Annotated in this window: 23 protein-coding genes and 2 pseudogenes; 15 read left to right on the forward strand and 10 right to left on the reverse strand. The window is 57.9% G+C overall.

The window, feature by feature from the left end:
• Window positions 1-138: 138 nt before the first annotated feature.
• Together AB7M23_RS17000 and AB7M23_RS17005 are read right to left on the reverse strand one after the other, a co-directional pair.
• Complete coding sequence (locus AB7M23_RS17000; RefSeq protein ID WP_454241432.1) at window positions 139-1,854, reverse strand: DUF6119 family protein; 1,716 nt, start codon at window positions 1,852-1,854, stop codon at window positions 139-141.
• A gap of 500 nt (window positions 1,855-2,354) precedes the next feature.
• Window positions 2,355-3,269, reverse strand: a complete 915-nt coding sequence (locus tag AB7M23_RS17005) for a LysR family transcriptional regulator (RefSeq protein ID WP_102053131.1) — start codon at window positions 3,267-3,269, stop codon at window positions 2,355-2,357.
• Between the two features lie 193 nt (window positions 3,270-3,462).
• On the opposite strand from AB7M23_RS17005, the gene AB7M23_RS17010 reads away from it, so the two are divergent.
• A complete protein-coding gene (locus AB7M23_RS17010) occupies window positions 3,463-4,485 on the forward strand; it encodes a zinc-dependent alcohol dehydrogenase family protein (protein WP_099774558.1) in 1,023 nt (340 codons plus the stop codon).
• Window positions 4,486-4,545: 60 nt separating this feature from the next.
• Here AB7M23_RS17010 and AB7M23_RS17015 read toward each other — a convergent pair whose 3' ends face one another.
• Window positions 4,546-5,526 (reverse strand): hypothetical protein, encoded by a 981-nt coding sequence (locus AB7M23_RS17015; protein ID WP_454242188.1) that lies wholly within the window; start codon window positions 5,524-5,526, stop codon window positions 4,546-4,548.
• 414 nt (window positions 5,527-5,940) lie between these two features.
• Between AB7M23_RS17015 and AB7M23_RS17020 the strand changes: the two genes are divergently transcribed.
• Window positions 5,941-6,546: an OmpW/AlkL family protein gene (locus AB7M23_RS17020; protein WP_454241433.1), complete on the forward strand. Its 606-nt coding sequence runs from the start codon at window positions 5,941-5,943 to the stop codon at window positions 6,544-6,546.
• 12 nt (window positions 6,547-6,558) lie between these two features.
• Window positions 6,559-7,803: an SfnB family sulfur acquisition oxidoreductase gene (locus tag AB7M23_RS17025; protein WP_454241434.1), complete on the forward strand. Its 1,245-nt coding sequence runs from the start codon at window positions 6,559-6,561 to the stop codon at window positions 7,801-7,803.
• Window positions 7,804-7,817: 14 nt separating this feature from the next.
• Here the strand turns inward: AB7M23_RS17025 and AB7M23_RS17030 are convergent, their stop codons facing one another.
• Window positions 7,818-8,498, reverse strand: coding sequence for a cupin domain-containing protein (locus AB7M23_RS17030; RefSeq protein ID WP_454241435.1), 681 nt, complete (start codon window positions 8,496-8,498; stop codon window positions 7,818-7,820).
• 954 nt (window positions 8,499-9,452) lie between these two features.
• On the opposite strand from AB7M23_RS17030, the pseudogene AB7M23_RS17035 reads away from it, so the two are divergent.
• Window positions 9,453-10,415, forward strand: a pseudogene (locus AB7M23_RS17035) (HAMP domain-containing protein); the annotation flags it as partial.
• A gap of 90 nt (window positions 10,416-10,505) precedes the next feature.
• Window positions 10,506-11,270, forward strand: a complete 765-nt coding sequence (locus AB7M23_RS17040; protein WP_409277230.1) for a methyl-accepting chemotaxis protein — start codon at window positions 10,506-10,508, stop codon at window positions 11,268-11,270.
• 62 nt (window positions 11,271-11,332) lie between these two features.
• Here AB7M23_RS17040 and AB7M23_RS17045 read toward each other — a convergent pair whose 3' ends face one another.
• Window positions 11,333-11,884, reverse strand: coding sequence for a GNAT family N-acetyltransferase (locus tag AB7M23_RS17045; protein WP_102053124.1), 552 nt, complete (start codon window positions 11,882-11,884; stop codon window positions 11,333-11,335).
• 178 nt (window positions 11,885-12,062) lie between these two features.
• On the opposite strand from AB7M23_RS17045, the gene AB7M23_RS17050 reads away from it, so the two are divergent.
• The gene (locus AB7M23_RS17050) at window positions 12,063-12,353 is read left to right on the forward strand and encodes a DUF7693 family protein (RefSeq protein ID WP_454241436.1); all 291 of its coding nucleotides are present in this window, start codon (window positions 12,063-12,065) and stop codon (window positions 12,351-12,353) included.
• 125 nt (window positions 12,354-12,478) lie between these two features.
• Here the strand turns inward: AB7M23_RS17050 and AB7M23_RS17055 are convergent, their stop codons facing one another.
• Together AB7M23_RS17055 and AB7M23_RS17060 are read right to left on the reverse strand one after the other, a co-directional pair.
• Entirely contained in the window at window positions 12,479-13,831 is a 1,353-nt protein-coding gene (locus tag AB7M23_RS17055) for a D-serine ammonia-lyase (protein ID WP_454241437.1), read from the reverse strand.
• A 189-nt stretch (window positions 13,832-14,020) separates the two neighbouring features.
• Window positions 14,021-14,473, reverse strand: a complete 453-nt coding sequence (locus tag AB7M23_RS17060) for an Lrp/AsnC family transcriptional regulator (RefSeq protein ID WP_065761496.1) — start codon at window positions 14,471-14,473, stop codon at window positions 14,021-14,023.
• A gap of 188 nt (window positions 14,474-14,661) precedes the next feature.
• On the opposite strand from AB7M23_RS17060, the gene AB7M23_RS17065 reads away from it, so the two are divergent.
• Genes AB7M23_RS17065 through AB7M23_RS17075 form a run of 3 tightly spaced genes read left to right on the forward strand, consistent with a single transcriptional unit; the run spans window position 14,662 to window position 16,664 of the window.
• On the forward strand, window positions 14,662-15,279 hold the full coding sequence (locus AB7M23_RS17065; protein ID WP_454241438.1) for a LysE family translocator: 618 nt from the start codon (window positions 14,662-14,664) through the stop codon (window positions 15,277-15,279).
• 25 nt (window positions 15,280-15,304) lie between these two features.
• Window positions 15,305-16,147 carry a 3-methyl-2-oxobutanoate hydroxymethyltransferase gene (panB, locus tag AB7M23_RS17070; RefSeq protein WP_454241439.1) on the forward strand — a complete coding sequence of 281 codons (843 nt, stop codon included), beginning with the start codon at window positions 15,305-15,307 and terminating at the stop codon, window positions 16,145-16,147.
• A 31-nt stretch (window positions 16,148-16,178) separates the two neighbouring features.
• Window positions 16,179-16,664, forward strand: coding sequence for a MaoC family dehydratase (locus tag AB7M23_RS17075; RefSeq protein ID WP_454241440.1), 486 nt, complete (start codon window positions 16,179-16,181; stop codon window positions 16,662-16,664).
• Window positions 16,665-16,720: 56 nt separating this feature from the next.
• Here AB7M23_RS17075 and AB7M23_RS17080 read toward each other — a convergent pair whose 3' ends face one another.
• Window positions 16,721-17,038 (reverse strand): hypothetical protein, encoded by a 318-nt coding sequence (locus AB7M23_RS17080; RefSeq protein WP_454241441.1) that lies wholly within the window; start codon window positions 17,036-17,038, stop codon window positions 16,721-16,723.
• A 125-nt stretch (window positions 17,039-17,163) separates the two neighbouring features.
• On the opposite strand from AB7M23_RS17080, the gene AB7M23_RS17085 reads away from it, so the two are divergent.
• Window positions 17,164-17,871, forward strand: a complete 708-nt coding sequence (locus AB7M23_RS17085) for a hypothetical protein (protein WP_454241442.1) — start codon at window positions 17,164-17,166, stop codon at window positions 17,869-17,871.
• A gap of 247 nt (window positions 17,872-18,118) precedes the next feature.
• Here the strand turns inward: AB7M23_RS17085 and AB7M23_RS17090 are convergent, their stop codons facing one another.
• Together AB7M23_RS17090 and AB7M23_RS17095 are read right to left on the reverse strand one after the other, a co-directional pair.
• A complete protein-coding gene (locus AB7M23_RS17090; protein WP_454241443.1) occupies window positions 18,119-18,889 on the reverse strand; it encodes a class II aldolase/adducin family protein in 771 nt (256 codons plus the stop codon).
• Window positions 18,890-18,906: 17 nt separating this feature from the next.
• A complete protein-coding gene (locus AB7M23_RS17095; protein WP_454241444.1) occupies window positions 18,907-19,746 on the reverse strand; it encodes a TauD/TfdA dioxygenase family protein in 840 nt (279 codons plus the stop codon).
• A gap of 213 nt (window positions 19,747-19,959) precedes the next feature.
• On the opposite strand from AB7M23_RS17095, the gene AB7M23_RS17100 reads away from it, so the two are divergent.
• The 5 genes and pseudogenes from AB7M23_RS17100 (at window position 19,960) to AB7M23_RS17120 (ending at window position 24,572) form a co-directional block, all read left to right on the forward strand.
• Window positions 19,960-20,640: a TetR/AcrR family transcriptional regulator gene (locus tag AB7M23_RS17100; protein ID WP_102053115.1), complete on the forward strand. Its 681-nt coding sequence runs from the start codon at window positions 19,960-19,962 to the stop codon at window positions 20,638-20,640.
• A gap of 143 nt (window positions 20,641-20,783) precedes the next feature.
• On the forward strand, window positions 20,784-20,936 hold the full coding sequence (locus tag AB7M23_RS17105; RefSeq protein WP_454241445.1) for a DUF2986 domain-containing protein: 153 nt from the start codon (window positions 20,784-20,786) through the stop codon (window positions 20,934-20,936).
• Between the two features lie 290 nt (window positions 20,937-21,226).
• Window positions 21,227-21,433, forward strand: a pseudogene (locus tag AB7M23_RS17110) (DUF2950 family protein); the annotation flags it as partial.
• A 218-nt stretch (window positions 21,434-21,651) separates the two neighbouring features.
• Window positions 21,652-21,996, forward strand: a complete 345-nt coding sequence (locus tag AB7M23_RS17115) for a cupin domain-containing protein (RefSeq protein WP_454241446.1) — start codon at window positions 21,652-21,654, stop codon at window positions 21,994-21,996.
• A gap of 371 nt (window positions 21,997-22,367) precedes the next feature.
• Window positions 22,368-24,572, forward strand: coding sequence for an OsmC domain/YcaO domain-containing protein (locus AB7M23_RS17120; RefSeq protein ID WP_454241447.1), 2,205 nt, complete (start codon window positions 22,368-22,370; stop codon window positions 24,570-24,572).
• Window positions 24,573-24,617 lie beyond the last annotated feature (45 nt).

Below are 24,617 nucleotides of genomic sequence, written 5' to 3' on the forward strand. Positions count from 1 at the left end.
AGCACCAAGCGAATCCACACGGGTGGACGGGGCGTGTGGATGGCTACCAGGTTAGGGAATGTATAAACGTGGACGAGCAGCGAGTGGGCCTCTCCATCTGACGGCAAGTGGCGCCCACTGGCGAGCTCATTGAGGGTTTCAAGGCGCTTTGGAGGGCTTCGCGGCCCCTGCCTTAGTCGCGGCCTTTGCTTTTTTCGTCTTGGTTGACGCACCTGATGTAGGTGGAATCTTCTCGATCAGCTCTTTGCCGATCTTCATACCCGTGCGTCGCAGTCGATCACAGGCTGCCATGAGGCTAACTTTGCTGAAGAAGGGGATTCCCAAAGAGCCGCCTTTATAGGGTGGCCGCATGATTCCGTACACTACGGTGTAGTCGCTGCGATTGAAGTCAGATTTTCGCCCATCCGGGAGTGACTTCAAAAATGCGCTCCCACCCTTGGTCTTTGAGACAGTGTCCTTCAGCTTCGTGCGGAATTTGCTGTCTGCCACGAAGGCCTCGGCACTGACAACACCTTGCATCCACAGGTGGCTGATGGGCCCTGATGAACCGCCATCCTTCAAATGGATGAATATCTTGTCGTTTGAGTAGAAGTCACAAGGCTCAAGGTTGCCCGCAGTGACGCCCTCGGGATTGATTTTGGTACGGTCTAGCTTGATCAAGTCGGGACGCTTAGCAGTGATGTCCGCAATCAGCTCTTCTTCGTTCAGACATGAGGTTCGACCGATGATGCTGAAATCCGGAATGCTATCGAAATGTTTTTCGACCAGATCTTTGAAGGTTGCGGAAATTTCGTACCATTTTCCTGCAAATAGCACGTAGTGCGTCCGAGTCGGCTTGGTTAGCGTGTATTCCCAGTTCAGGCAGTCATAAACCTTCCATCCAATCGGTTCACCAGACTTTTTGCTCACGGAACGAACCCGATGCGAGGACTTCATGACGTCCATCGTTTGGGCGCAGGTCAGCCGATTTAGCTCGTCTACGTAATCGGTGATGGATAGCTTGGTGAACTCGCTTTTGCGGCTACCAAAACCGGTGTACCCCAGTTCCGCGCCCTCTTGGTAATCAAGGATCTCTGGAGGGGACATGTGCAATAGGCTGTTGGCGCCTCTGCGGATCGCACGAATCTCGCTGTAGAGCTGCCGATCCAGGATCTTCAACCGCTCAGAACTGGTCTCCACCCTGACGTTGTCAAACCAGGCGTAATCGCGCTTGTAGGTGATTGACTTATAAGCCTTAAGAATTTCCGCGCACTTGTCGTGAAACTCGGACGGAGCCAGCGGGGCGTCTAGGCTTAGCGCGTCTTTGCCGGCAACAAACTTGGCAAATCCATTGTCACTGGGCTGACCGCCCGCCACCCTGGCCAGGTCTCGTAGTGTGTCCATACCAAACTGGCTGAAATCCGAGAGTTTGCTGGCTTGTATCCGCTTCTGAAATGTCACCGCGTCTGGAGTGGCGAGATCGAGGCTAAGCAAGCTACCTCGCGGCACAGTGTTGAGCGCCACCTTCAGTCCAAATTGGTGAACGAAGGCATCTTCCTCCAGCGCGAGGTGGGCATAGCCAAAACAAAGGGCCATCCAGCGGTTTTGTACGTACAAAAAGAGGATGGCTGCAGAACCGCTGGAGTGCAGGCTTCCGAGAGGATCTGAGATGTGGGGCTCGAGCAGGGCCAGCCATTCAGGAGTTCGGTCATACACCTGGCCATAGTAGAGGATGCCTTCTCCGCCACCCTCCCAGTCCTGCCCCTTCAACTCCTTAGCGCCGCTTGGCCCATATTTTGGGCTGAGGCCATCCTCTGGATCTAAGTTCGGCTTCAGCAGCCGCACCGTGATTGAGTTGACGCCAATCCTGCTCATTACCACCCCTCAGCAAATGACCAATTCAGACATATTTGGATCCGATTTTTGCTTACAGTGATATCAAATTGCAATGAGTGCCGATATTCTGGTGGCTAGGCGGCAGTGACTAGGACCTGGATGCAATAGGCAGGTACAGGGCAGGATTGTGGCCTGGTGTGGGCAGCGATTACTTGAGCGGGATAGCGAGGGCGCTGGTGAAGGATGTGGAGCATTCGATTTCTGTTTGTAAGCGTTCGGCAAAGTCACCTTCCGAACTCCAGCATTAAGGGTGATGTTGCCCGCGTATTAAGTGAACACCATGGCCTTCGGCGGTGGAGTCGGGAAGGTGTGGTCGCCGGCCCCTTACAGATGGACCTTAGACTGGGGGGATCATTTTCAAACCATCCAAAGCATACCCTCAGATTTGCCCCCAATGTAGCAACCCACTGGAAGTGAATGGAGCTCCATGGTCTGTGGAAAGGCAGAAGTAATCAGAAAAACAGCCTATCCGACGACACCTAAAGACTCTCAGGGTCGCCGAAAAACATCTGAATCCGCGAACGCAGCCAGCGTTCACCTGGGTCGTTGTCCTGTGCGCCGCGCCAGGCCATGTGCAGTTCAAAGCTGCGGACGTCGATCGGCAGTTCTTCGGCGCGCAAGCCGCCTGCAGCGGTCAGCACTTCGGCGGTGTAGTCGGGCACGATGGCCAGGATGTCGGTGCCGGTCAGCAGGCTACCCAGGCCATTGAACTGTGGCACGGCCAGTACGACATGGCGCTTGCGGTCGAGCTTGGCGAGTTCTTCGTCGATGAAACCACTCAGGTCACCGGCGAACGACACCAGTGCATGGGGGCGGCAGCAGAAGTCGTCCAGGCTGAGGCTGCCCGGCATGCTGTCGGCCCGCAGCAGCTTGGGTTTGCTGCGCCGCAGTACCTTGCGCTTGGCATTTGCCGGCAGGTCACTGGTGTAACTTACACCCACCGAGATCTCGCCCGAGGCGAGCAAGGCCGGCATCAGAATGTAGTTCACCCGCCGCACGACCAGCACGATACCCGGGGCTTCGGCGCGAATGCGTTTGAGCAGTTGCGGCAGCAGGGCAAACTCGGCGTCGTCGGAGAGGCCGATGCGAAAGACCGCCGTGCTGGTGGCGGGGTCAAAGTCGGCCGCACGGCTGACGGCGGTGGAGATGGAGTCCAGCGCGGGGGAGAGCAGGGCGAAGATCTCTACCGCACGTGCCGATGGCTCCATGCTGCGGCCGGTGCGAACGAACAGCGGATCGTCGAACAGCGTGCGCAGGCGCGACAGTGCGGCACTGATGGCCGGCTGGCCGAGGAACAGTTTCTCCGCTGCACGGGTCACGCTGCGTTCATGCATCAGGGTTTCGAAGACGATCAGCAGGTTCAGGTCGACGCGGCGCAGGTCGTTACGGTTCATCGCTTTGCTTCACTGGATGGGGCAGGGGTGAATCTTAAGGGGAAAGGCTGCTACCCTGCACCGAATAAATTGAACGTATGCCAGTACCTTCAATCAATGACAGGCATGTCGACTATTAATAGCCACGGATGGCCTAACCAGGAAAGCCCCGATAGAGTTCAGGGTATTAGCGATTCACTTGGCGAGGTTTGCGATGTCCCGCATGATCCGTTTCCACAAGTTCGGTCCGGCCGAGGTGCTCAAATGCGAAGAGCAGGCAGCGCCGACCCCGGCTGCCGGCGAGGTGCAGATTCGCGTCCAGGCGATCGGCGTCAGTTGGTACGACGTGCTCTGGCGGCAGAACCTCGCCTCGTCTCAGGTTCGCCTGCCGGCCGGCATCGGGCATGAGATGGCGGGCGTGGTCATGGCCGTGGGTGAGGGTGTCGATGACCTCGCCGTTGGTGACAAGGTCGCCAGCTTTCCGGCCAGCAGCGCCAATACGCACCCGGTGTACGGTGAAGTCATTGTGTTGCCGCGAGATGCCTTGACGCGCTACCCCGATGTCCTCAGCCCTGTCGAGGCCAGTGTTCATTACACGCCCTTGCTGATTGCCTATTTTGCCTATGTCGACCTGGCCAGGGCCAAGGCCGGGCAGACGGCACTGGTGACCGATGCCAGCCACTGTGCCGGGCCTGCCTTCGTGCAATTGGGCAAGGCGCTGGGCATTCGGGTCATCGCTGCCACCAAGCAAGCGAGTGAGCGTGACTACTTGCTTGGTTTGGGTGCCGAGAAGGTGATCGTCACTGAAGAGCAGGACCTGCTCATGCAGATCAACAAGTACACCGAAAACCGTGGCGTTGACATGGTGCTCGATGGGCTCGGCGGGCCGCAGATGTCGTTGCTAGGGGATGTCCTCGCACCCCGTGGCAGCCTGGTGCTGTACGGCTTGCAGGGCGGTAACCAGACGCCGTTCCCGGCGTGTGCGGCCTTCCAGAAGAACATTCAGTTTTTCGTTCACTGCATTGGCAACTTCACCGGCAAGCCGGAACTGGGCATTGTGCAGGACCATGTGGCATTGCAGCGTGCACTGCGTGACATCAACCAGTTCACCGCCGACCACTTGCTGACACCCCAGATCAGCAAGGTCTATCCGTTCGAGGCGTTTGTCGCCGCGCATCGGCATATGGATGAGTGCCCGTGTGGCGGGCGGATTGTGCTGGAGCTTGCTCCTCACTGACGGCTTGGGCCTGGTTGAGCCGCAGTGCCTGTATCGTTTGATTTAACGACAGGTCAGGCCTTACGGTTGCGGTTCGTACTGCTGTGGCGGGGCATCGGTAGCGCGAACACTGCTTTCGATCTGCTCTGCCAGGTAATACACCCCGGCCATGACTCCCGAGGCTCGGTTTTCCAGCAGTGTTGCCCATTCTTCGTCCAGGGCGACGTTCAATATGACCCTGAGCTGCTCGACCATTTCAGGCCGCTCACTGTCATGCATCAGCGCGCCAACGCCCGTCACTACCAGTGAAATCATCATTCCGGCAACCCGGCCAACGGCGGCCGCCGTTGCGCTCGCCGCACCGCGCACGGGCAGGGTGGACTCCAGTTTTTCGCTGGTGCGTTGTGCAACCGAGGACAACACCGCATCTGCCTGGTCTGCGCCACCTGCGCCCGTCGCGGTGCGCACCTGCGTTACCAGTGCCGCATACGCCGGCAGTTTGCTGACTGGGTTGGTGTAGACCAACTGGTAAAGCGATGCGTTGAGGGTAGGGGGTGGCCCCAGGCTGATCGCAGGGATACGGCTGAGCCGCAGGTTGAATTGGTCGGGCGGTAAACGATAGCGCTGCACGATACCCTGAAGTTGCGGACCGAGCAGTTGGGCGTACAGCGCGATGGCTTGTTGCATGACCGCATCGGGATCAATCTCCTTGGCGACCGGCTCCAACACTCGTTCGTGGTATTGCTCTTGAAGGTATGCAGCCAGGCGCTTTTCGCCGGGTTCAGTGTCATTGCCGGCGTTCATTTTGTACCAGGCAACCTTGATGGTCAGCCATTGCTGGGTCCAGTAGCTGGTGAACCAGGGAATGAAGTCGGCTTCGGTCTGCTGGTAGACGCGGTCCCGCCAGGCTTTCATCGAGCGGCGTGCGTAGTCTTTGACCGACTCTGTGACTGCCTGCGAAGCACTGACGATTTCCCAGTCCACCTGCTGCCAGGTGGATTCAGGTACCACCACGGGCGCCTGCGTCTCGGGGGGCGGCGCTTTTGAGGCGCAGCCAGGCATACCCGCCAGGAGCGCAATGATCAGGGGCACGGTCAGGGAACGTCGATTCAAGACCGCAGTCCCCCAGATGAGGTTCGACAATGGGTGGGGTCTGCTGTGCCTGCCCCCCCGCCAGTACGCTACCTGTTAAGTATAGGTGGCGAACCGGTCGTTCAGCGCCCGTGCGGTACAGCGCCTTCTAATGTGCGCAAGCTGCTGTCCAGTAGCTAACAGCGTTGCATGAGGGCTGTTGCGCGAACAACAGTAGCGGTGTTCTTCCTGAAAAAATATTCAATAAAAACAAATGGATACGATTGGCACAAAAGCTGCTGATAGTCCTGCAGCCTGTCCGCCGGACATACCGAAACAGTGCCTTAGCCGGTGCGGTGTTTAGCCCGCACCCAGGTCCAATCGAAATCGACAAGGAAGAACCGCATGTCAATACACTGGCTTCGCCATGCCGCCCTGGGGGGGCTGCTGCTGGCGGCGAATGGCCTCGCTCTGGCGGCAGACAGCCCTTGGCAAGTGCGCCTGGGCGTCAGCAATATCGTCCCAACCTCCGACTCTGGCAGCATTCAGCCTGGCACGGTCGATATCGACAGTGATGCCGGCCCGACCTTCAACCTGGCGTATTTCCTGACACCAAACCTTGCCATCGACGTACTGGGCGGCTTGCCGTTCAAACACGACATCAAACTGAACGGCAGCAAGGTTGGCAGCACCAAGCAATTACCGCCGATTGTCTCGCTGCAGTGGCATTTCGCCCCCGACGCCCCTGTGCGGCCCTTTGTCGGTGTCGGCCTGAATTACACCTATTTCTACGACGAACATCTGGATAACGGCGCCAAGCTGGAGCTTTCCGATTCTTGGGGAGCCGCCTTCCAGGCGGGGCTCGATATTGCCATTGATGAGCACTGGAGCCTCGGCGGCGATGTGCGCTACGCGAAAATCGACAGCACCGTGAAGATCGACGGCCAGAAGGTCGGCAGCGTCGATGTCGACCCGACGGTGTACAGCCTCAACCTTGCCTATCGTTTTTGAAGGAAACTCGCCATGACTGAATTGAACACCCCATTGGCCGAGCAGGCCGACGCCTTTATCCAAACCCAATCAAGCACGCCGGCACAGCGCCTGACCAGTGAAGCGCAGGCCATTGAAACGGCCCGGCGCCTGGCCAGCGAGTTTGCCCGTGAGGCCGTTGCGCGTGATCGCGAGCGGCGTCTGCCGGTTGCCGAACTCGACGCATACTCCCAGAGCGGGCTATGGAGCATCGTGGTACCCAAGGCGTACGGTGGGCTGGGCGCCGGTTACCGAACGGTCGGTGAAGTCTTCAAGCAGATCTCGTCGGCGGACGGCTCACTGGGCCAACTGGCGCAGAACCACTTCGTTATCCTGGCCCACATCGCCTTTGACGCCAGTGAGCAGCAGAAGCGCTTTTTCTTCGACCTGGCACTGTCAGGCGCACGCTTTGGCAATGCCTTCTCCGAGCGTGGCAGCAAGCACGTAGCAGACTTCCAGACCCGTATCAGCGCTGAAGGCGACGATTTTGTAGTGAGTGGCCAGAAGTTCTTTTCCACGGGGGCGCTGTTGGCGCACTGGGTGCCGATTGTCGCGGTTACCGAGGAAGGCTTGCCGCACCTGGCCGTGGTGCCACGCAATGCACCGGGGCTGAAGGTGGTGAACGACTGGTCCAGTTTCGGTCAGCGCACCACCGCCAGCGGTACGGTGCTGATCGATCAGGTAAGGGTACCTGCCGCGCAGGTGGTGCCGATCTGGAAGGCGTTCGACCGTCCGACCGCAGGCGGTGCCATTTCTCAGTTCATCCAGGCTGCCATCGATGCGGGCCTTGCCCGCGGCGCGTTCAACGATACCCGGGACTATGTGCGCCGGCATACCCGTCCATGGATCGACTCGGGGTTGGAGAAAGCCACGGATGATCCGTACATCATTCAGCAGGTGGGCGATTTGCAGATTCGCTTGCGTGCCGCTGATGCGGTATTGGACCTGGCGGCTGATGCGATTGACCATGCACTGCGCGAGCCGACAGAAGACAACGTGGCGCAGGCCTCGCTGCTCACCGCCGAAGCCAAGGTGCTGACCACCGAAGTGGCAATCCTGGCCAGCAACCGCCTGTTTGAATTGGCGGGTACCCGGTCGACCCTTGAGGAATACGGGCTTGACCGTCATTGGCGCAACGCCCGTGTGCATACGCTGCACGACCCGGTACGCTGGAAGTACCACATCGTTGGCAACTATGCGCTCAATGGCGTCAAGCCACCTCGCCACCCCTGGAGCTGATCGGCGTGTGCTGGCTAGGCACTGTGTGGTGTTGTAATGCGACGTAAATGTCCTGTTTTTATCCAAACGCTGGCGCCATCAGCGCCCGCTGTGGCGACCAAATGGTCGCCTTTGGGCAGGCGCATCCACGACAGGGCTGTAAGCAGGTCGCCATCAACCTCCACCTCACCGGCCAGCACCAGCATTTCGGCGCCATCCGGGCATGCCATCTCGATGTGCGTGCCTGGCACCCACACTTCCAGGCGTACCGTTTCGTGATTGTCCTGGAACAATGGGATAACGCCTATACCCGGGCGTTGGGCATCCGGTGTCAGTGTTGCGTGGTTCATGTCGATCACGCAGTGATGACGGTCTGCCGGATCGAACTGCCAGAGTTTGACGAAGATGATGCAACCATCGCTGGAGCCGGGTGTGTGCCGCGAGGTTGGAGGATTGCGCACATAGGTGCCGGCAGGGTAGTCGCCATGCTCATCCTGGAACACACCCTCCAGTACGATGAACTCCTCGCCGCCGTCATGGGTGTGAGGGCTGAACTGGCTGTTAGGCGCATAGCGCACGATGGAGGTGGCGCGTGCAACTTCGTTACCGATGCGGTCGAGCATTCGTCGCTGCACGCCCTGCATAGGGGAGTCTACCCAGGGCATGTGTGCTGCGTGCAGCACGATACGCTGGTCGAAGTCGGCGTTGATTTCCATGCAGGGAGTTCTCGTTTTGGCGGCGGTTCGGGTTACCTGTCACCCGTTAGTGTTGTGCCAACGCAGCGGCCGCGCAAGGCGTTAGTACTTGCCGTTGGGTAGCGGGCTCTTTAAATAAAAAACCCTTGCTTTCTGGCAAGGGCTTTTCCACGTCTGAGGGTGGTTATTCTTCGACAGTTTCGAGGGTGTTCTTGATGTGCTGAAACAGCGTGTCCTGGCACGTCCGGTATTGGCGTTCTAGTTCATCAAGCTCTTGCATTCTAGAAAGCCAAACCTCGTCGGATACAGTACTTAGATGATCCACGGTGTTTTGCCAAGTAGCTTTGGCGCAGTCGGTGGCATTCAGCAAGGCTAGGAAGTGTGCGTCTACAGGCAGTGCTTGCGCAGAGTGTTTCCGTGACAACATTAAAAAACCCGGTAATCCATTGATTTAGTGTGGTTAATGTTAACCCTCTGTGAGCAAAAAATCGTGCGGTATACGACGAATGGATAGTGGGCTATCAATCTGTGCGCGGTGTTGTCAGAGGTTTTCCCTGGCCTGTCACAAGCCTTAAACATGACGTCGGCAAAATGACGTCAAAATGCTCACGGGGCGATGTTAAAGTGATATTATTCTGCGCTGGCGATGTGCAAGTCTGAGCTGTGAGGGTGTGCGTATCGGCCCAGGAGCAGATTATTTATAAGCGTATGCACGGATGGCATCGTAAAAAGGACCCTCGGGTTTGTAACTTTCACATACCGCATTCATAACCGCTCAACTTATTCAGGGTTTGCCGTGTGCCTGGCGATTTAACGTCATGAACGCTGCGATGCAGTACCACTCGCCTGAAAATCATCGGATATAAAGTTTTTGCCAGAGCGTTTTACACGTCGTGGCCGCCAAGGATTATGTGCATGTTCAATCAGCTTAAATTCAGCCAGAAAATTTTGCTCGCTGCCGCTGTGGTAGTGGTGATGATTTTCTCCTTATCCAGCCTCTATAGTTACTCGTTACAGCGCGATGCGGTCAGCAAGAGCCTGGAGAACTACCTCAACGATATTGGCGGCGCCACCGCCAAGGGCATCCAGAGCTGGCTGGCAGGGCGTATTTTGCTGGTGGAAAACACCGCCCAGTCGATTGCGCGTAACCCGGCACCCGAGGAGGTCGTTAGCCTGCTGGAACAAAAAACGCTGCTGTCGAACTTTGTGTTCACCTACCTGGGGAGCACTGACGGCCGTTTTACCATGCGCCCGGACAGCAAGATGCCGGATGGCTATGACCCCCGCACGCGACCTTGGTACCTGGCCGCCAAGGCGGCTGGAGGCACCATCCTGACCGAGCCCTATGTCGATGCGGTCACCGGCGGGCTTGCCGTAGCCATCGCCACGCCTGCAGGCAGCGCGGGTGTGCTGAGCAGCGATCTGAACCTAAACGTGCTGAATGACACCATCAATTCGCTGAACTTCAATGGCTTGGGTTACGCATTCCTCGTGAGCAGTGATGGCCGGATTCTGGTTCATCCAGACAAGAGCCTGGTCATGAAGAACCTGAAGGACGTCTACCCTCACAATACGCCACGTATCGGCGACAACTTCAGCGAGGCGAGCAACCAGAACGGTACACGCATTCTCAGTTTCTCCCATATCGACGACCTGCCTTCCGCTGACTGGTACATCGTACTGTCCGTTGATAAAGCCAAGGCCTACTCGCTGCTCAGCGAATACCGCACGTCAGCGATCATCACCACGCTGGTCGCGGTCGCTGTGATCATGCTGTTGCTCGGCGTCCTGATCCACGTGCTGATGCGCCCGCTGAACGCCATGGGTGTTGCCATGCGTGACATTGCCAAGGGCGAAGGGGACCTGACCAAGCGCCTGACGGTACATACTCAGGACGAATTTGGTGAGCTGGCCACGGCCTTTAACCAGTTTGTCGAGCGCATTCATGCCTCCATCCGCGAAGTGTCGTCGTCGGCTTTCCATCTGAGCGATGTGGCGACCCAAGTAGTCACGGCTTCCAATTCGTCGATGCTCAACTCCGACGAACAAGCCAGCCGTACCAATAGCGTGGCTGCGGCCATCAATGAACTGGGTGCTGCTGCCCAGGAAATTGCACGCAATGCGGCAGAGGCTGCACACCAGGCCACCGATGCGCGGGCGCGGGCGGAAGAAGGCCAGAGCATTGTGGACGCCACCATCAAGACGATGAACCAGCTGTCCGCCAGGATCAGTGACTCGTGTGGCAACATCGAGGCGCTGAACGGCAAGACGGTCGACATCGGGCAGATCCTTGAGGTCATCCAGAGCATTTCCGACCAGACCAACCTGCTGGCACTCAACGCCGCCATTGAGGCAGCGCGTGCCGGTGAAGCCGGGCGCGGCTTCGCTGTGGTCGCCGATGAAGTGCGCAACCTTGCCCATCGCACACGAAGCTCGGCGCAGGAAATCCAGCAGATGATCGAGGAGTTGCAGGTTGGTTCCAAGCAGTCGGTAGAAACGATGGTAGAAAGCCAACGCGACAGCGAAAGTAGCGTCTTGATCGCCAATCAGGCCGGCTCCAGCCTTGGGGTTGTCACCGAGCGTATTGGTGAAATCGACAATATGAACCAGTCCGTGGCCACGGCGACAGAAGAGCAGACGTCGGTGATCGAGGCGCTCAACCTGGACATCAACGAGATCAATACCCTCAACCAGGACGGTGTCGAGAACCTGCAAGCGACCTTGCGCGCCTGCAACGATCTGGAGCGCGAAGCCAACCGCCTAAAGCATCTGGTCGGAACCTTCCGCATCTGATTGCGGCCAGCCGCTGCGCCAAGTGGGCCAAGGCGCAGTGTTGGACGGGTAGGGGCTTGCCCTTACCCGTCCTGGTGCTGGCGTGCGCCGTGCCGCAAACTCATCCAGTTCTCACGACTCAAGCGGTACATGCGCACTGGCCGGCCATGAAACTCGCGTAACTCGAATGTCGTAAAGCCGGTTTTTTCAGCCACCCTCAACGAGGCGATGTGCTCCGGTTCGATGACTACAACGACAGACGCCAGTTGTTTTCGAGCAAAAACGTCATCAACAACAGCGTTGCTCGCTTCGCAGGCAAGCCCTTGGTTCCAGTACCTTCTGGCCAGGCGATACCCCAGATTGGCCTCTTCTGCGCCATCAATCACTTCTGGCCCAACGCCACAAAATCCGACGAGGTCATTCGTGGCTTTTTCGACCAAGGCCCATGGGCCTATGCCGAGCGAGGCGTAGCAGGCCTGGCACCATTCAATAAAACGCCGGGTGGCCTGCTCGTTACATACCCCGCGCACCGAATACCTCATCACCTCAGGGTCGCTCAGCATTGCTGCCAGCGCGGGTAGATCGTGCTGTGATAGATGCCGCCCAATCAGCCTCGGCGTTTCAAATACATGCACTCATCTCTCCTTGTGCCTGCCCTTAAGTTGACCGGCGCGCGGGTGCGCGTCGTCCTTGCATGCAGCGTCAGTCGTCAATACGGTAACATCCTGGCCGCCGCTAGGTAGATCAAGCAACAACCGTTTACCTCTCTGGAAAATAGCGAGTAGCGCCCATGCACATGCCGAGTGTGAACTGATGACCGCCTTGACTGCCCGCGAGGTGTACCAATGCTTGCGAGACGCCGCCCTGGGCATTCGACCCTTGCAGCGCCTTGACCAGCCGTCTGGGCATGGCCTGTTGGAGGTTGCCATTGAAGGGTGGCAACTGACGCTCGACTTCAGCGGCAACAGCCTGCACCACTGCCTGCGTGGTCAGAGCCCGGATGGCCGTATAGGGGCCTGCGACAGTTGGCAACGTACCGACCCGGTCAGTTTGCTCAGTACCTGGGAACTGGCCCAGGTTGAGCGGTTGCTGAAGGGCGCCTGAGTCAAGGCTGCACGGGTTCGTCGGCACACTGCTTGAGCCAGTCAATCAGCACCTGTACACGCTGGGGCATGGCTTCGCGGTTGGGGTGGACGAATAACCTGTGGCCACGGCACTGCGATCAAGGGCTAGTGTCCAGCCAGTAGTGTACGGCCCCGGCTCAGGTAGGCGTCCATTTCTTCGTCCGGGACCATGCTGCCGCCAGTGCCCCACATGATGTGCGTCGCCTTGGCCATACGTAGGTCATCCAGCCCCAGGCGTGCCCTGTAGCCTTGTTGCTCCTGCAACACCCGCAGGAAACCGGGCAGCCCGGCCAGTGCCGAGGGCTCCAGCTTCAGGCCTTCGGTAGCCTCCATCAGGGCCAGCAGGCGGTAGAGTTCGTCATCGGTGACGGTGTAGTAACCGTCGATCAAGCGCTGCATAGCGCGCCCGACAAAGCCTGATGGCCTGGCCACTGCCAGGCCATCGGCGGCGGTGTGGTTGTCGATGCCGACGTCGTAGACGCTGACCGCATCGTGCAACCCGGTGTAAACCCCCAGCAGCATGCAGGGCGAGTGCGTCGGTTCAGCAAATACGCAGTGCACCGCATCGCCGAAAACCTGCTTGAGACCGAACGCCACCCCGCCAGGGCCACCGCCGACACCGCAAGGCAGGTAGACGAACAGCGGGTGCGCCTGATCTACCGTGATGCCTGCAGCGTCAAGCTGGCGTTGCAGCCGGCGTGCGGCTACGGCGTAGCCAAGGAACAGGTTCAGAGAATTTTCGTCGTCGACGAAATGGCATTTCGCGTCCATCTCGGCCTGTTTGCGGCCTTGCTCCACCGCCACACTGTAGTCGGAGGCGTATTCGATCACCTCGACCCCGCAGGCGCGCAGCCGGTCTTTCTTCCATTGCCGGGCATCGGCGGACATGTGCACGGTGGCCTTGAACCCCAGGCGGGCGCTCATGATGCCAATCGACAAGCCCAGGTTGCCGGTGGAGCCGACCGCGATACTGTACTGGGCAAAAAAGGCCCGGGCTTCATCGCTGTCCAGCGTGCTGTAGCTGTCGCCGGGCTGAAGCAAGCCGCCGGCCAGGGCCAGGTCCTCAGCGTGCTTGAGTACTTCATAGATACCGCCCCGGGCCTTGATCGAGCCAGAAATCGGCAGCAGGTTATCGGCCTTCAGCCATAGCCGGCCTTGTATCGGCAGCTGTTGCTCCGCGCACAAGGCAGCCTGGAGCTGGGCCAGCGGCAGCAGCGGCGACTCGATGATGCCGTCACTGGCGTGCGTCTCGGGAAAGGCTGATTGGATAAATGCGGCAAAGCGTTCAAGCCGGGAGGCGGCGTCGTCGACATCGGCGACGTTCAGGGGCACATCACCCAGCGCCTGTGCTGTCGGTGCCAGCGCCGGATTGAACCAGGTGGTTGGCTCAAGACGGATCAATTCGGCGAGCAAAGGATGGTTTTCGCACCCGTTGTCGATCATTTCATTGAGGGTCATGTTCTGCCCTTTGTTCTCGTCAGTGCATGAGGTTGTGTAGATCGCAGTTGCAGCGATTAAGCCTCGGACGCTGGGGCTTTACAACGGATGGATGTTCAGCGGATGGCTGATCTGTGGTCACCTGTGCATGTTCGGCAGAGCACGTCGGGCATGGCTTCGAGCCGGTGCCTGTCTGCCAGGCTTGCGCCATCACAAAGGAAGAAGCCTGTTCTGGATGACTTGCTTCATTACCAGGGTGGAGGTCAGCCGCTGCACATTGGGCAGTGTCGAAAGGCTTTCATCGTAGAGCCGCTGGAAGGCCGGCAGGTCCTGAGTGATGACCTGAAGCAGGTAGTCCGGCTCGCCAAACAGTCGCTGAGCGTCGACCACCTGGGGAATGTCAATCAGCGCCGTCTCGAACGCCTCGACCGCGCGCCTGTCGCCCTCTCGGAGCGTGACAAACACCATGGCAGAAAAGTTCAGGCCCAGTGCGCCGGGATTCAGCTGTGCTCGATAACCCAGCAACACGCCAGACTCTTCCAGTGCCCGTACTCGCCGATGGCACGGAGAAAGGCTCAGGCCCACGCGCTCGGCCAGTTCGGTGACCGATAGACGACCATCTTTTTGAAGCTCGGCAAGAATCTTCCGATCAGTCCTATCCATATAGAAGAATCTCCCAGTTAGCGGCACGTACATGATGATATTCGAAAGAAAATTCTAGCAAGATTTCACTAATCTTCCTCGCACCCTTAACAGCTGCACTTTTCTGGCGACCAGAGGAGGGCGGCGTTTGATTCACGGAGCGAGACGATGCAGATGGCGATGAGTAAGCAGCAGGGGCGGGTGGCCCGATGACGTTCAGTGTGGTCGTTGCATTCTGGGCGGTGTCGATCCTGTTCATTATCACGCCCGGCGCGGATTGGGCGTATGCGATTTCGGCGGGCCTGAAGGGGCGTGTCGTCATACCTGCGGTGGCCGGGCTGCTGTCTGGCCACTTGATTGCAACCGTGATTGTGGCAGGCGGTGTCGGCACGCTGGTTGCCAGCCACCCGGTAGCCCTGTCGGCACTGACCGTTGCCGGGAGCGCTTATCTGCTTTGGTTGGGCATCAATATGCTTGCCCATCCGGCTACACCGCACGCTGATGCCCGTCAGGCATCGGGCTCCTGGTCGCGCTGGGCAGTCAAGGGGCTTTGCGTGAGCGGGCTGAACCCGAAAGTGTTCCTGCTGTTCCTGGCACTCTTGCCTCAATTCACGGATGTCACCGCGCCATGGCCCGTTCCCATGCAGATCATTGCGCTGGGGCTCATACACGCCTTGAGTTGCGGTGTGATCTATCTGCTGGTCGGGTTTGGTTCACAAGCCGTTCTTCGGGCACGCCCGGCTGCAGCGCACCTCATCAGCCGGCTCTCTGGTGCAACCATGATCATCATCGCGTTAGTGCTGCTCGCCGGGCAGCTGTCCGGTTAATTCTATTTCAGCGAGGCGACCCCCGATGAGCGACCAGCCTTCACCTTATGGCAGTGCCCCTCGTGCCCAACAGGCGACCCGCGTCAGAATTTCACACCTGAAACAGATGAAAGTTGACGGCCAGAAGTGGGCGATGCTCACTGCGTATGACATGTACAGCGCCGCTATCTTTGAAGAGGCCGGGATACCTGTCCTTCTGGTGGGGGATTCTGCCGGGAACAATGTCTATGGCAATGAGAACACCCTATCGGTAACCGTTGATGAACTTATCCCGCTGGTACGCGCGGTAACTCGCTCGACACAGCGAGCACTAGTGATTGCGGATCTGCCTTTTGGTGCTTACCAGGCTTCGGTGGAGCAGTGCTTTAACACGGCCGTCAGGTTCATGAAGGAGGCCGGTGCGCACGCTGTGAAACTGGAGGGCGGTATCGAGGTGTTGCCGCAGGTTGAGAAGCTTGTCAGCTCGGGTATCCCCGTCATGGCGCATATCGGTTTTACTCCACAACTGGAACATCAATTAGGTGGATACCGCGTACAGGGTCGTGGCGAAGATGCACAGCGACTGATCGACAGTGCCAAAGCCTTTGAAGCCGCGGGCGCGTTCGCTATCTTGATCGAGATGGTGCCGGGGGACGTGGGTGGCGCGATCACTGCAGCTGTTTCGATTCCTACTGTCGGGATCGGCGCGGGTAACCAATGCGATGCCCAAGTGCTGGTCTGGCAAGACATGGCCGGGCTGCGCACGGGGCGGCTACCGCGGTTCGTCAAGCAGTACGCCGATCTACGTTCGATCCTTCACACCGCGGCAAGGGACTTTGCAGGTGAGGTAGAGGCAGGAACATTTCCCGGCCCCGAGCATACGTTTTAACCGCCGACTATCAGTAGCCAAGGAACCCCACATGAAAACCCCGAGAGAACGTGCTGCTGAAGGTCTTCAGGTCGGCGACTGCTTTACAGTATCCCGCTGTTTCTCAGAGGACGATGTTCGTCAGTTCGCACAGATATCTCGGGACTACAACCCGGTTCACTGCGATGCCTGCTATGCCGAACTGCGCAGGTTCAAGGCGCCCATTTCCCACGGTCTTCTGACGGCCAGCCTTCTCACTGAAATCGGCGGGCAGATTGGTTGGCTGGCGACAGGGATGCAATTCGAGTTCAAACGCCCGGTTTACCCAGGCGAACAGATCACGTGCCATTGGCGCATCACTGACATCAACGAGCGGGGGCAGGCAAAGGCCGAGGTGATAATACTCAACGCAGAAGGCGTCACGGTGCTGGAGGCTTTGACCTCGGGTGTGCTGCCGGGCGTACAGGAGCGTGAACGCCTCAAACAGATGCTTTGTGAGGGGGACCCCACCAACGGTGCCGCCGCGTCTGTGAGTTGATTGGCGGCCATGAACACCAAGCGGGCAGGGCGCTATGCCACTACCCGCATACACCGCTAGCGTGCTTCCGGCCTTGACCGGTCGGCCTCCATGCCTCCGAGTAACGCCTGCGCCAGCCCTTGAGCCATATCAACGGCTGTGCGCGTGGACCAGAGCAGATGACGGGTTTCGCTGTCGACCACCTGACAGGCCTGTTCATTGGTGGCGTAAGCGGAACGTAGCAGGATGGTGAGGTGGATCAGCACGTCTTCGACGTTGAGCCCGGCGCGAACACTGAACAGCGGATCGTGAGTGTCTTCGCAGGAACCGAACGTGGCGCAGGCGGTGGTTTTCAGGATGTTGGTGTGCGGGGGATCGGGGACTATCTTGGTCATGGTGGTGCTCCTGGAAAATCTGACCGCTGACCTCTTGCGCTAGGTGGACGGTCTCGCTGAGACCCTGTTCAGTCATGTTAAGGCTCAATAATGTCAATGGGCCGCTATGCCAAAAGGACGAGGTCATGCTTCTGCAAACCCGCAATTTTATTCTTGAAGCACTTGGCGACCTGGCCATTGGAGATTACAACGCACGCCCCTTCGACTGCGCTTTCGAGTTGCTCGCGGCACCACCAAGCCGCAAGCGTCTGATCATGGTCGGCTTTAACGGCTCTCTTGCCGATGCCGTCCACACCAACGCCGGTTCAATAGGTGCAGGTTACGATCAGCCTGAATTTTCCAATGTTGCCTATGGCCTTGATGGCGGTTGGGGGCCGAAAACCCTGGCTCGGCGCCTGACAGAGTTACCCACCGCACTGGGTTTTGAGTGGCGCGATACCGTTTACACCAATGCACTGTTGATGTGCTCCAAAGATGCCGCATCGATACAAAAAGTTGCGCGAGGATCCTCTGCTGCGAGCCTGGAGTCACTGACACGCAAATCAATGCAGTTTTTCCAACGGGTGACGATGTCGCTCGCTGAACCAGAACTGATCATCGCGTACAGCAATGGGTTGGGGAGCCCGTCCGCCGCGAGGATCATGTGGGAGGCATTCGGCAACGGTGAGGCATTGGACCATGTCGATTCGTCTTCCTACCGTGCGACGTACGGGTTCACCGCTACCATCGCAGGGCGGAGGGTACCGGTTGTGGGAATACGGCATATGTCCAGGTTTGTACCAAGCGTTGAGAACATAAAGCTGGCCTGGACAAGGCAACGAGAGCGGGCTTGAAAAGCTGAGTGGCCAGTTAAAGCAAGACAACCAGCCACTCAGCCAGCGCCTCAAGCAATGGTGGAGGTCGAGCTTTTACTCGCGTAAATCTGAAAGAAAGACGTTTCAGTAGGGGGCTCACCACTCAGGCGGGTTTGTTGGTGGTCCAGACACAACAACGCTGCTCCGCGCGTTCGGGGCGTGATGCGTCTGGAGGTTTCGGTCAGTCGTACGCTCTGACAGCCGTTCCGACCTGGCTGAGAGAGGCTTACTCAAGAACGCCAGGGTCGCGGCGGATTTCCTCGCGTGCCATGGCTTCCCACAGGAACGGGAAGCCATTCGTATCGGTGCGCGTTCCGGTTGCGAGAGCGACGCTAGCGGGCAATGGTGAGCCGCCACCTAGCGTTTCGACATGCCAGGCCAGACGGCTGCGCCACTCCAATGTGATAGCGCGCAAGTGCGCCTGGCGAATGCCATTGGCCACCACCAGTACGCCGTGGTTTGCGAGCAGCGCCCATTTATGCGTGCCCAGTGCATCTACGACAGCTCGGCCCAATGCAGTGTCTTCCACCGTGCCTCGATACTCGTCATAGAGTACCGGGTCAGTGTCAACCAACGCGGATGTCTGGTCGTAAATCGGCGGAATTCGTCCGGCCGCCGACCACACCGATCCCCATCGCGGATGGTTATGGATCACCACGCCCACATCATGACGGGCTACGTGCACATCCATATGCAGATTGATGGCCGGCGTGATGTTCCATTCCCCCTCGATCACCTTGCCTTCCTGATCGAGGCGCACGATATCCGAGGCGGTCACTTCTCCCCAGGTGAGTTCCCAAGGGTTGGCCAGGTAAGTGCCATCGTCCTGGCGAACGGTGATGTGACCGGCGATGTGGTCGTTATAGCCTTCGCGAGATAACACCCGGCAAAGTAGCGCCACGCTCTGGCGCGGAGTCAATTCAGGCAGCAGCGCATAGCGACCTGGCCTGGGTATGTAACGGGTCAGCAAATCGTAGTTCAGTTCATCCTTCTGCATGGCTGTTTCCTTGAGAGTTACGCGTGGAAAGGCCCGCGAGCGAATACCGAGGTACGCTGCATGCGCCGTTGATGCGGTTGATAGTCCAGGATGGCGTTGTGGAGCACGCTGCGGTTGTCCCAGAGCACCATGTCACCCACTCGCCAGCGATGGCGGAAGCCGAATTTAACGTGTTGGCAATGTGCATTCAGGTAGGCAAGGATCGCATCGCTTTCCTGGGTGGCCAGGCCGTCGATATGGGTGGTGTAGGTCGGGCTCAGATACAACGCCTTGCGACCTGATACCGGGTGCTGAATAACCAGCGGATGCAGGTGTCGACGGTTCATGTTGATGACCTCGACATAGCGATCATGCGTGACAACGTTCTGGCGCAGTGCGGCCGTCATCGGTCCGTTCATGTCGTGCCAGGCGCCAAGGCCTTCAAGGTAACGCTTCATGCGTTCGGACAGCTCGTCGTAAGCCGTGGTCATGCTGATCCAGCAGGTGTCGCCGCCACTCGGCGGCAAGATCTGTGCGTGTGTCATGGTGACGATAGGTGGGCTTGGCAGAAAGCTCTCATCGTGGTGCCACATATCGGCGCGGTCGCCCAGCTTTGAGTCGATCACGGTGATCTGTTCAAAGCCTTCGCCCAGGTTGGGATAGAAGGTGTGAACTTCAGGCTCACCGAAGTGCCGTGCCATTGCCAAATGTTGCTCGGGCCTTAGCCCTGGGACGTGCAGCACTATGGCTTCATGTTTTATAAGTAGCGCCTCAAGCGCCGCCAGCGTTTCCGGCAAAACGATTGAAGCGGGATCTAGATCAAGCACCTCGGCACCCAGGTTTGGGCCAAGAGGCTGGACGCTGAACGATGAAGACATAGGCAATCTCCCGGTAGGGTTGGAATATCCGATCTTATGGGCCGTATCACGCTGCGTTTAGACGTTGTCTGATCGACGAAAATGATCATACTCACGTCGCCAACGTTGAGATATTCGCATTCCGGAAGCCCTGGAATTTGAAGTTAAGTGATTGATTTAAATGGATAAATATATAAATCGTGGTGCGGCGATAAACGCAGCACTCGGGTTTTCATGAGCAAGAGAGGCGATGAAACCACGATGGCCCCAACGTCTAAGCCGGAGCAGCTTCCTGCGTTACGCAAGCGTCCGACTCAATCACGCTCTCGCGCACTGGTCGATGCTGTGGAGCAGGCGTGCCTGCAGATTCTGGATGAAGCAGGCGAGGCAGCGCTGACCGTCGCGCGCATCGCGGAAATATCAGGGGTCGCAGTTGGGTCGATCTACCAGTATTTCCCCAACAAGGACGCGATCGTCGCCTTGCTGTACGAGCGAGTACTCGATGAGGAATCCGAGGCATTATTGAGGCTGCGCGAAAGGTTGGTTGGCGTGCCCTTGAAGTCGGCGCTGCGGGTAATTCTGGCCAATATCATTCGGGTCGAAACACGTCTGTTCAACTTGAACAAGGCGTTTCACTTGCGTTATCACTCGGCCTTGCACCTGGGAATGTGGCGCGGCCCTTATCATACGGCGGGAGAGTTCATCGAAGCGACATGGCTGCCGCTCCTGCACCTTTACCAGGATGAGATCGCCACCGAGCACCCTGCTTTGGCGGCTTACTTGCTCGGGCAGGGACTGCGCAGCGTCATCCGGTCCGTACTGGAGGACATGCCGAACCAGCTCGAATCCCCGGCGTTACTCGATAGCCTGGTGGCCATGGCGCTCGGTTGCCTACGCCCCTCAACATTCGACTAACACGCCGTCACGCAGGCAGTGTTGGCTAACGCGGCACTCAGGCTGATCGAGTCGTTACGCATGAACAAGGGATGTTATCAGGGCTTCGGGTTGAATATTCCAAGCTGATATCATTCGCCAAATTGAATGCTGAGCAGACACAAATGAACCGTCGTAAAAAAATAAACCAGTTGTTAAAGGCTCATGCCAAAAAGGCGAGTGCCAAACTGGCGCCGAAGAACAAGCCTAAATATGTGAGTAAGGCTGATCGATTGAAGCTGGCTGCTGAGTCCGACCAAGACTCAATTAGACCGTAAGCGTCTGCCCCCCATGCGTTGCAGTGAATGAGTGGCCAACGCTATAGGTTTGCTACCATTAACGAACGGCATCGAGATGGAGGTCTGCAGCGTGCAGAGTCGGCCTTCGCCTCCCTGGCATTGACCCACTTGTTGCAAGCCTGCCTGACCACATTGGAGGTGCAATGCGCATTCCATTGTTTTACGCGGTGTCCGCAGCACTGTTCTTGAGCGGGTTTTCCTGCCTGGCGCAACCACTGGATGCGACCGAGAGCGCAAACACTGGTGATCATTGGCTCGTTGTGGGGCGATTGTTGGTGATAGCCGCCAGTGTGGAATGGTCGTGCATTGCTGCCGCACAGTAGGCATTTCCAACGCCTGAAAAGGCCGCTCAAGCGTTCGTCGAGGCCGTGGGGACGGAGCACGCCGATCAGGCACGTTTAACCGAGTTGCTCGGTGAGGAGTGGCGCAGTTTCATTCCGCGCGAAAGCCTGCAGCGCAGTGATGTGGATGCGTTTTAGCAGCAGTACCATGAACATCACGATTAGCACGTGGGGCGGCGGTCAGTAGAACCGCCTGACGCTTTTACCTGTCGCGCTGATCGTTGTGCTTGCGACGGGTGCTCTGTGTCGTCTGCCTGCACGCTGAACTGTCTACCGAGGCCTTGCATGCCGTAGCCTGACTTATCGAAACATCCTATTGTTGGGCAGTGGGGGATCACAGAGAGGACCGCGCGATGAGCAACGAACAGGAAGCACCTGAGACACACGGTGTGACGGTGAAGTTACTTGCAACGCTTGACCTTGGCCCTGAGATCGCCGGCATGGCAGGGCGCCAACTGAGAATGCGCCTGGTGACTATCGAACCCGGAGGCGTCTTCGGCCCGATGCACAGCCATAAAGACAGGCCAGGTACCGTTTACATCTTGCAAGGTACGATCACTGACCATCGCAATGGTGTCGCCACGGACTACGGGCCGGGAGTAGGGTGGCCCGAGGACAGGAACACCACCCACTGGCTTGAGAACAGAGGCGCGATTTCGGCGGTGGAGATCTCGGTCGATATCGTCAGGCAAGCGTAAATACAGGTCCGACCGTTAATGCGATCGGGCCTGTCAATATCCTCAGCTGCTTTGAATTGTGTTATTGCGGCCACAACTAACTACAGCGTGTTTTAAAAGTACAAACGCATTCATTGCCGTATTCATATCAATCGTATCCGCTGGGTGTAAGGCTCACCTGCACCGGGCGTTGAATCTTGAATACCTGAGCCTGCCAGAACGCCGGGTGCGGTGTGAGGCCGTCAGCAGCAACGCGGGTTGCTGCTGCGCAGCCTAGCCTGGCCTGGCCTGACGGGACCGGCCAGCGGCCATTGCTCAAAAGCACAAGACTTCCGGCCGAAAAGCCGGATAATGGCGGCCAAATCGTTTGGCTCGTATTCAGGTAATCCCGCATGGAAATCAAGGTTAATTTTCTCGACAACCTTCGGCTTGAAGCCAAGTTCGATGACTTTACGGTGGTGGCCGATCAACCTATCCGCTACAAGGGTGATGGCTCCGCACCGGGTCCGTTCGATTACTTTCTGGCTTCATCGGCTTTGTGTGCGGCTTACTTTGTGAAGTTGTATTGCCAAACGCGCAATATTCCCACCGACAACATTCGCCTCTCGCAGAACAATATTGTTGATCCGGAAAACCGCTACAACCAGATCTTCAAGATTCAGGTGGAGTTGCCAGCGGATATTTCCGAAAAAGACCGCCAGGGCATTTTGCGCTCCATCGACCGTTGTACGGTAAAGAAGGTGGTGCAAACCGGGCCTGAGTTTGTGATTGAAGAGGTGGAAAACCTGGATGCCGACGCCCAGGCATTGCTGATGCTGAACTCAGCGTCAGACGCGAGCACGTACATCCCCGGCAAGGACCTGCCACTGGAACAGACCATCGCCAACATGTCGGGAATTTTGGCGGGCCTGGGCATGAAGATTGAAATCGCTTCGTGGCGCAATATCGTCCCCAACGTATGGTCGCTGCACATTCGCGATGCGCACTCGCCACTGTGCTTCACCAACGGCAAGGGCGCGACCAAGGAAAGCGCACTGGCGTCGGCGTTGGGCGAGTTTATCGAGCGGCTGAACTGCAACTTCTTCTACAACGACCAGTTTTGGGGCGAAGACATCGCCAATGCGGCGTTCGTGCATTACCCGAACGAGCGCTGGTTCAAGCCTGGCCGTAAAGATGCACTGCCGGCTGAGATTCTCGACGAGTATTGCCTGGAAATTTACAACCCTGACGGCGAGCTACGTGGCTCGCACCTGTACGACACCAACTCTGGCAACGTAGAGCGCGGCATCTGTTCTCTGCCGTATGTGCGCCAGTCGGATGGTGAGGTGGTGTATTTCCCGTCCAACCTGATCGAAAACCTGTTCCTCAGCAATGGCATGAGTGCCGGTAATACGCTGGCTGAAGCGCAGGTGCAATGCCTGTCGGAAATTTTCGAGCGTGCGGTGAAGCGCGAAATTCTGGAAGGTGAAATCGCACTGCCTGATGTCCCGCACGACGTGCTGGCGAAATACCCCGCTATTCTCGCCGGTATTCAGGGGTTGGAAGAGCAGGGCTTCCCGGTGCTGGTGAAGGACGCGTCGCTTGGCGGGGCGTACCCGGTGATGTGCGTCACCTTGATGAACCCGCGTACTGGCGGCGTATTTGCCTCGTTCGGGGCGCACCCAAGCTTTGAGGTGGCGCTGGAACGCAGCCTGACGGAACTGCTGCAGGGCCGCAGTTTTGAAGGCCTGAACGATTTGCCTCAGCCTACCTTTGAAAGCAATGCAGTGACTGAGCCGAACAACTTTGTTGAGCACTTTATCGACTCCAGCGGTGTGGTGTCGTGGCGCTTCTTCAGTGCCAAAGCTGATTTCGAATTTGTTGAGTGGGACTTCTCCGGCGAAGGTGAAAACTCCAATGCCGAGGAAGCTGCGACCTTGTTCGGCATTCTCGAAGACATGGGCAAGGAAGTGTACATGGCGGTGTACGAGCATTTCGGCGCAACCGCCTGCCGCATTCTGGTACCGGGCTATTCGGAGATTTATCCGGTAGAAGATCTGATCTGGGATAACACCAACAAAGCGTTGTTCTTCCGCGAGGATATCTTGAACGTGCACCGTCTGGATGACGCCGGCCTGGAAGCACTGGTCGAGCGTTTAGAAGACAGTGAACTGGACGACTACACCGACATAGCCACCTTGATCGGTATCGAGTTTGACGACAATACCGCCTGGGGTCAGCTGACGATTCTAGAGCTGAAGCTGCTGATCTATCTCGCCTTGCAGAAATTTGAAGAGGCGAAAGAGCTGGTGGAAGCCTTCCTGCAGTTTAACGACAACACGGTCGAGCGCGGTTTGTTTTATCAGGCCTTGAACGTGGTGCTGGAAGTGCTGTTGGACGATGACCTGGCGCTTGAAGATTACGAAGTCAATTTCCGCCGGATGTTTGGCAACCCGCGGATGGACGCCGTGTTGGGGTCAGTGGACGGCAGCGTGCGCTTCTTCGGCTTGACGCCTACGAGCATGAAACTGGAGGGGCTCGACAGGCACCTGCGTCTGATCGAGAGCTATAAAAAACTGCACACGGCGCGGGCCAATGTGTCGGAGCTGTGCCGCTAATAGCGCAGCCGTGAAAAGCCAGGCACTGCCTGGCTTTTTTTTGTC

This window comes from Pseudomonas sp. HLS-6 TE3448, from assembly GCF_053629555.1.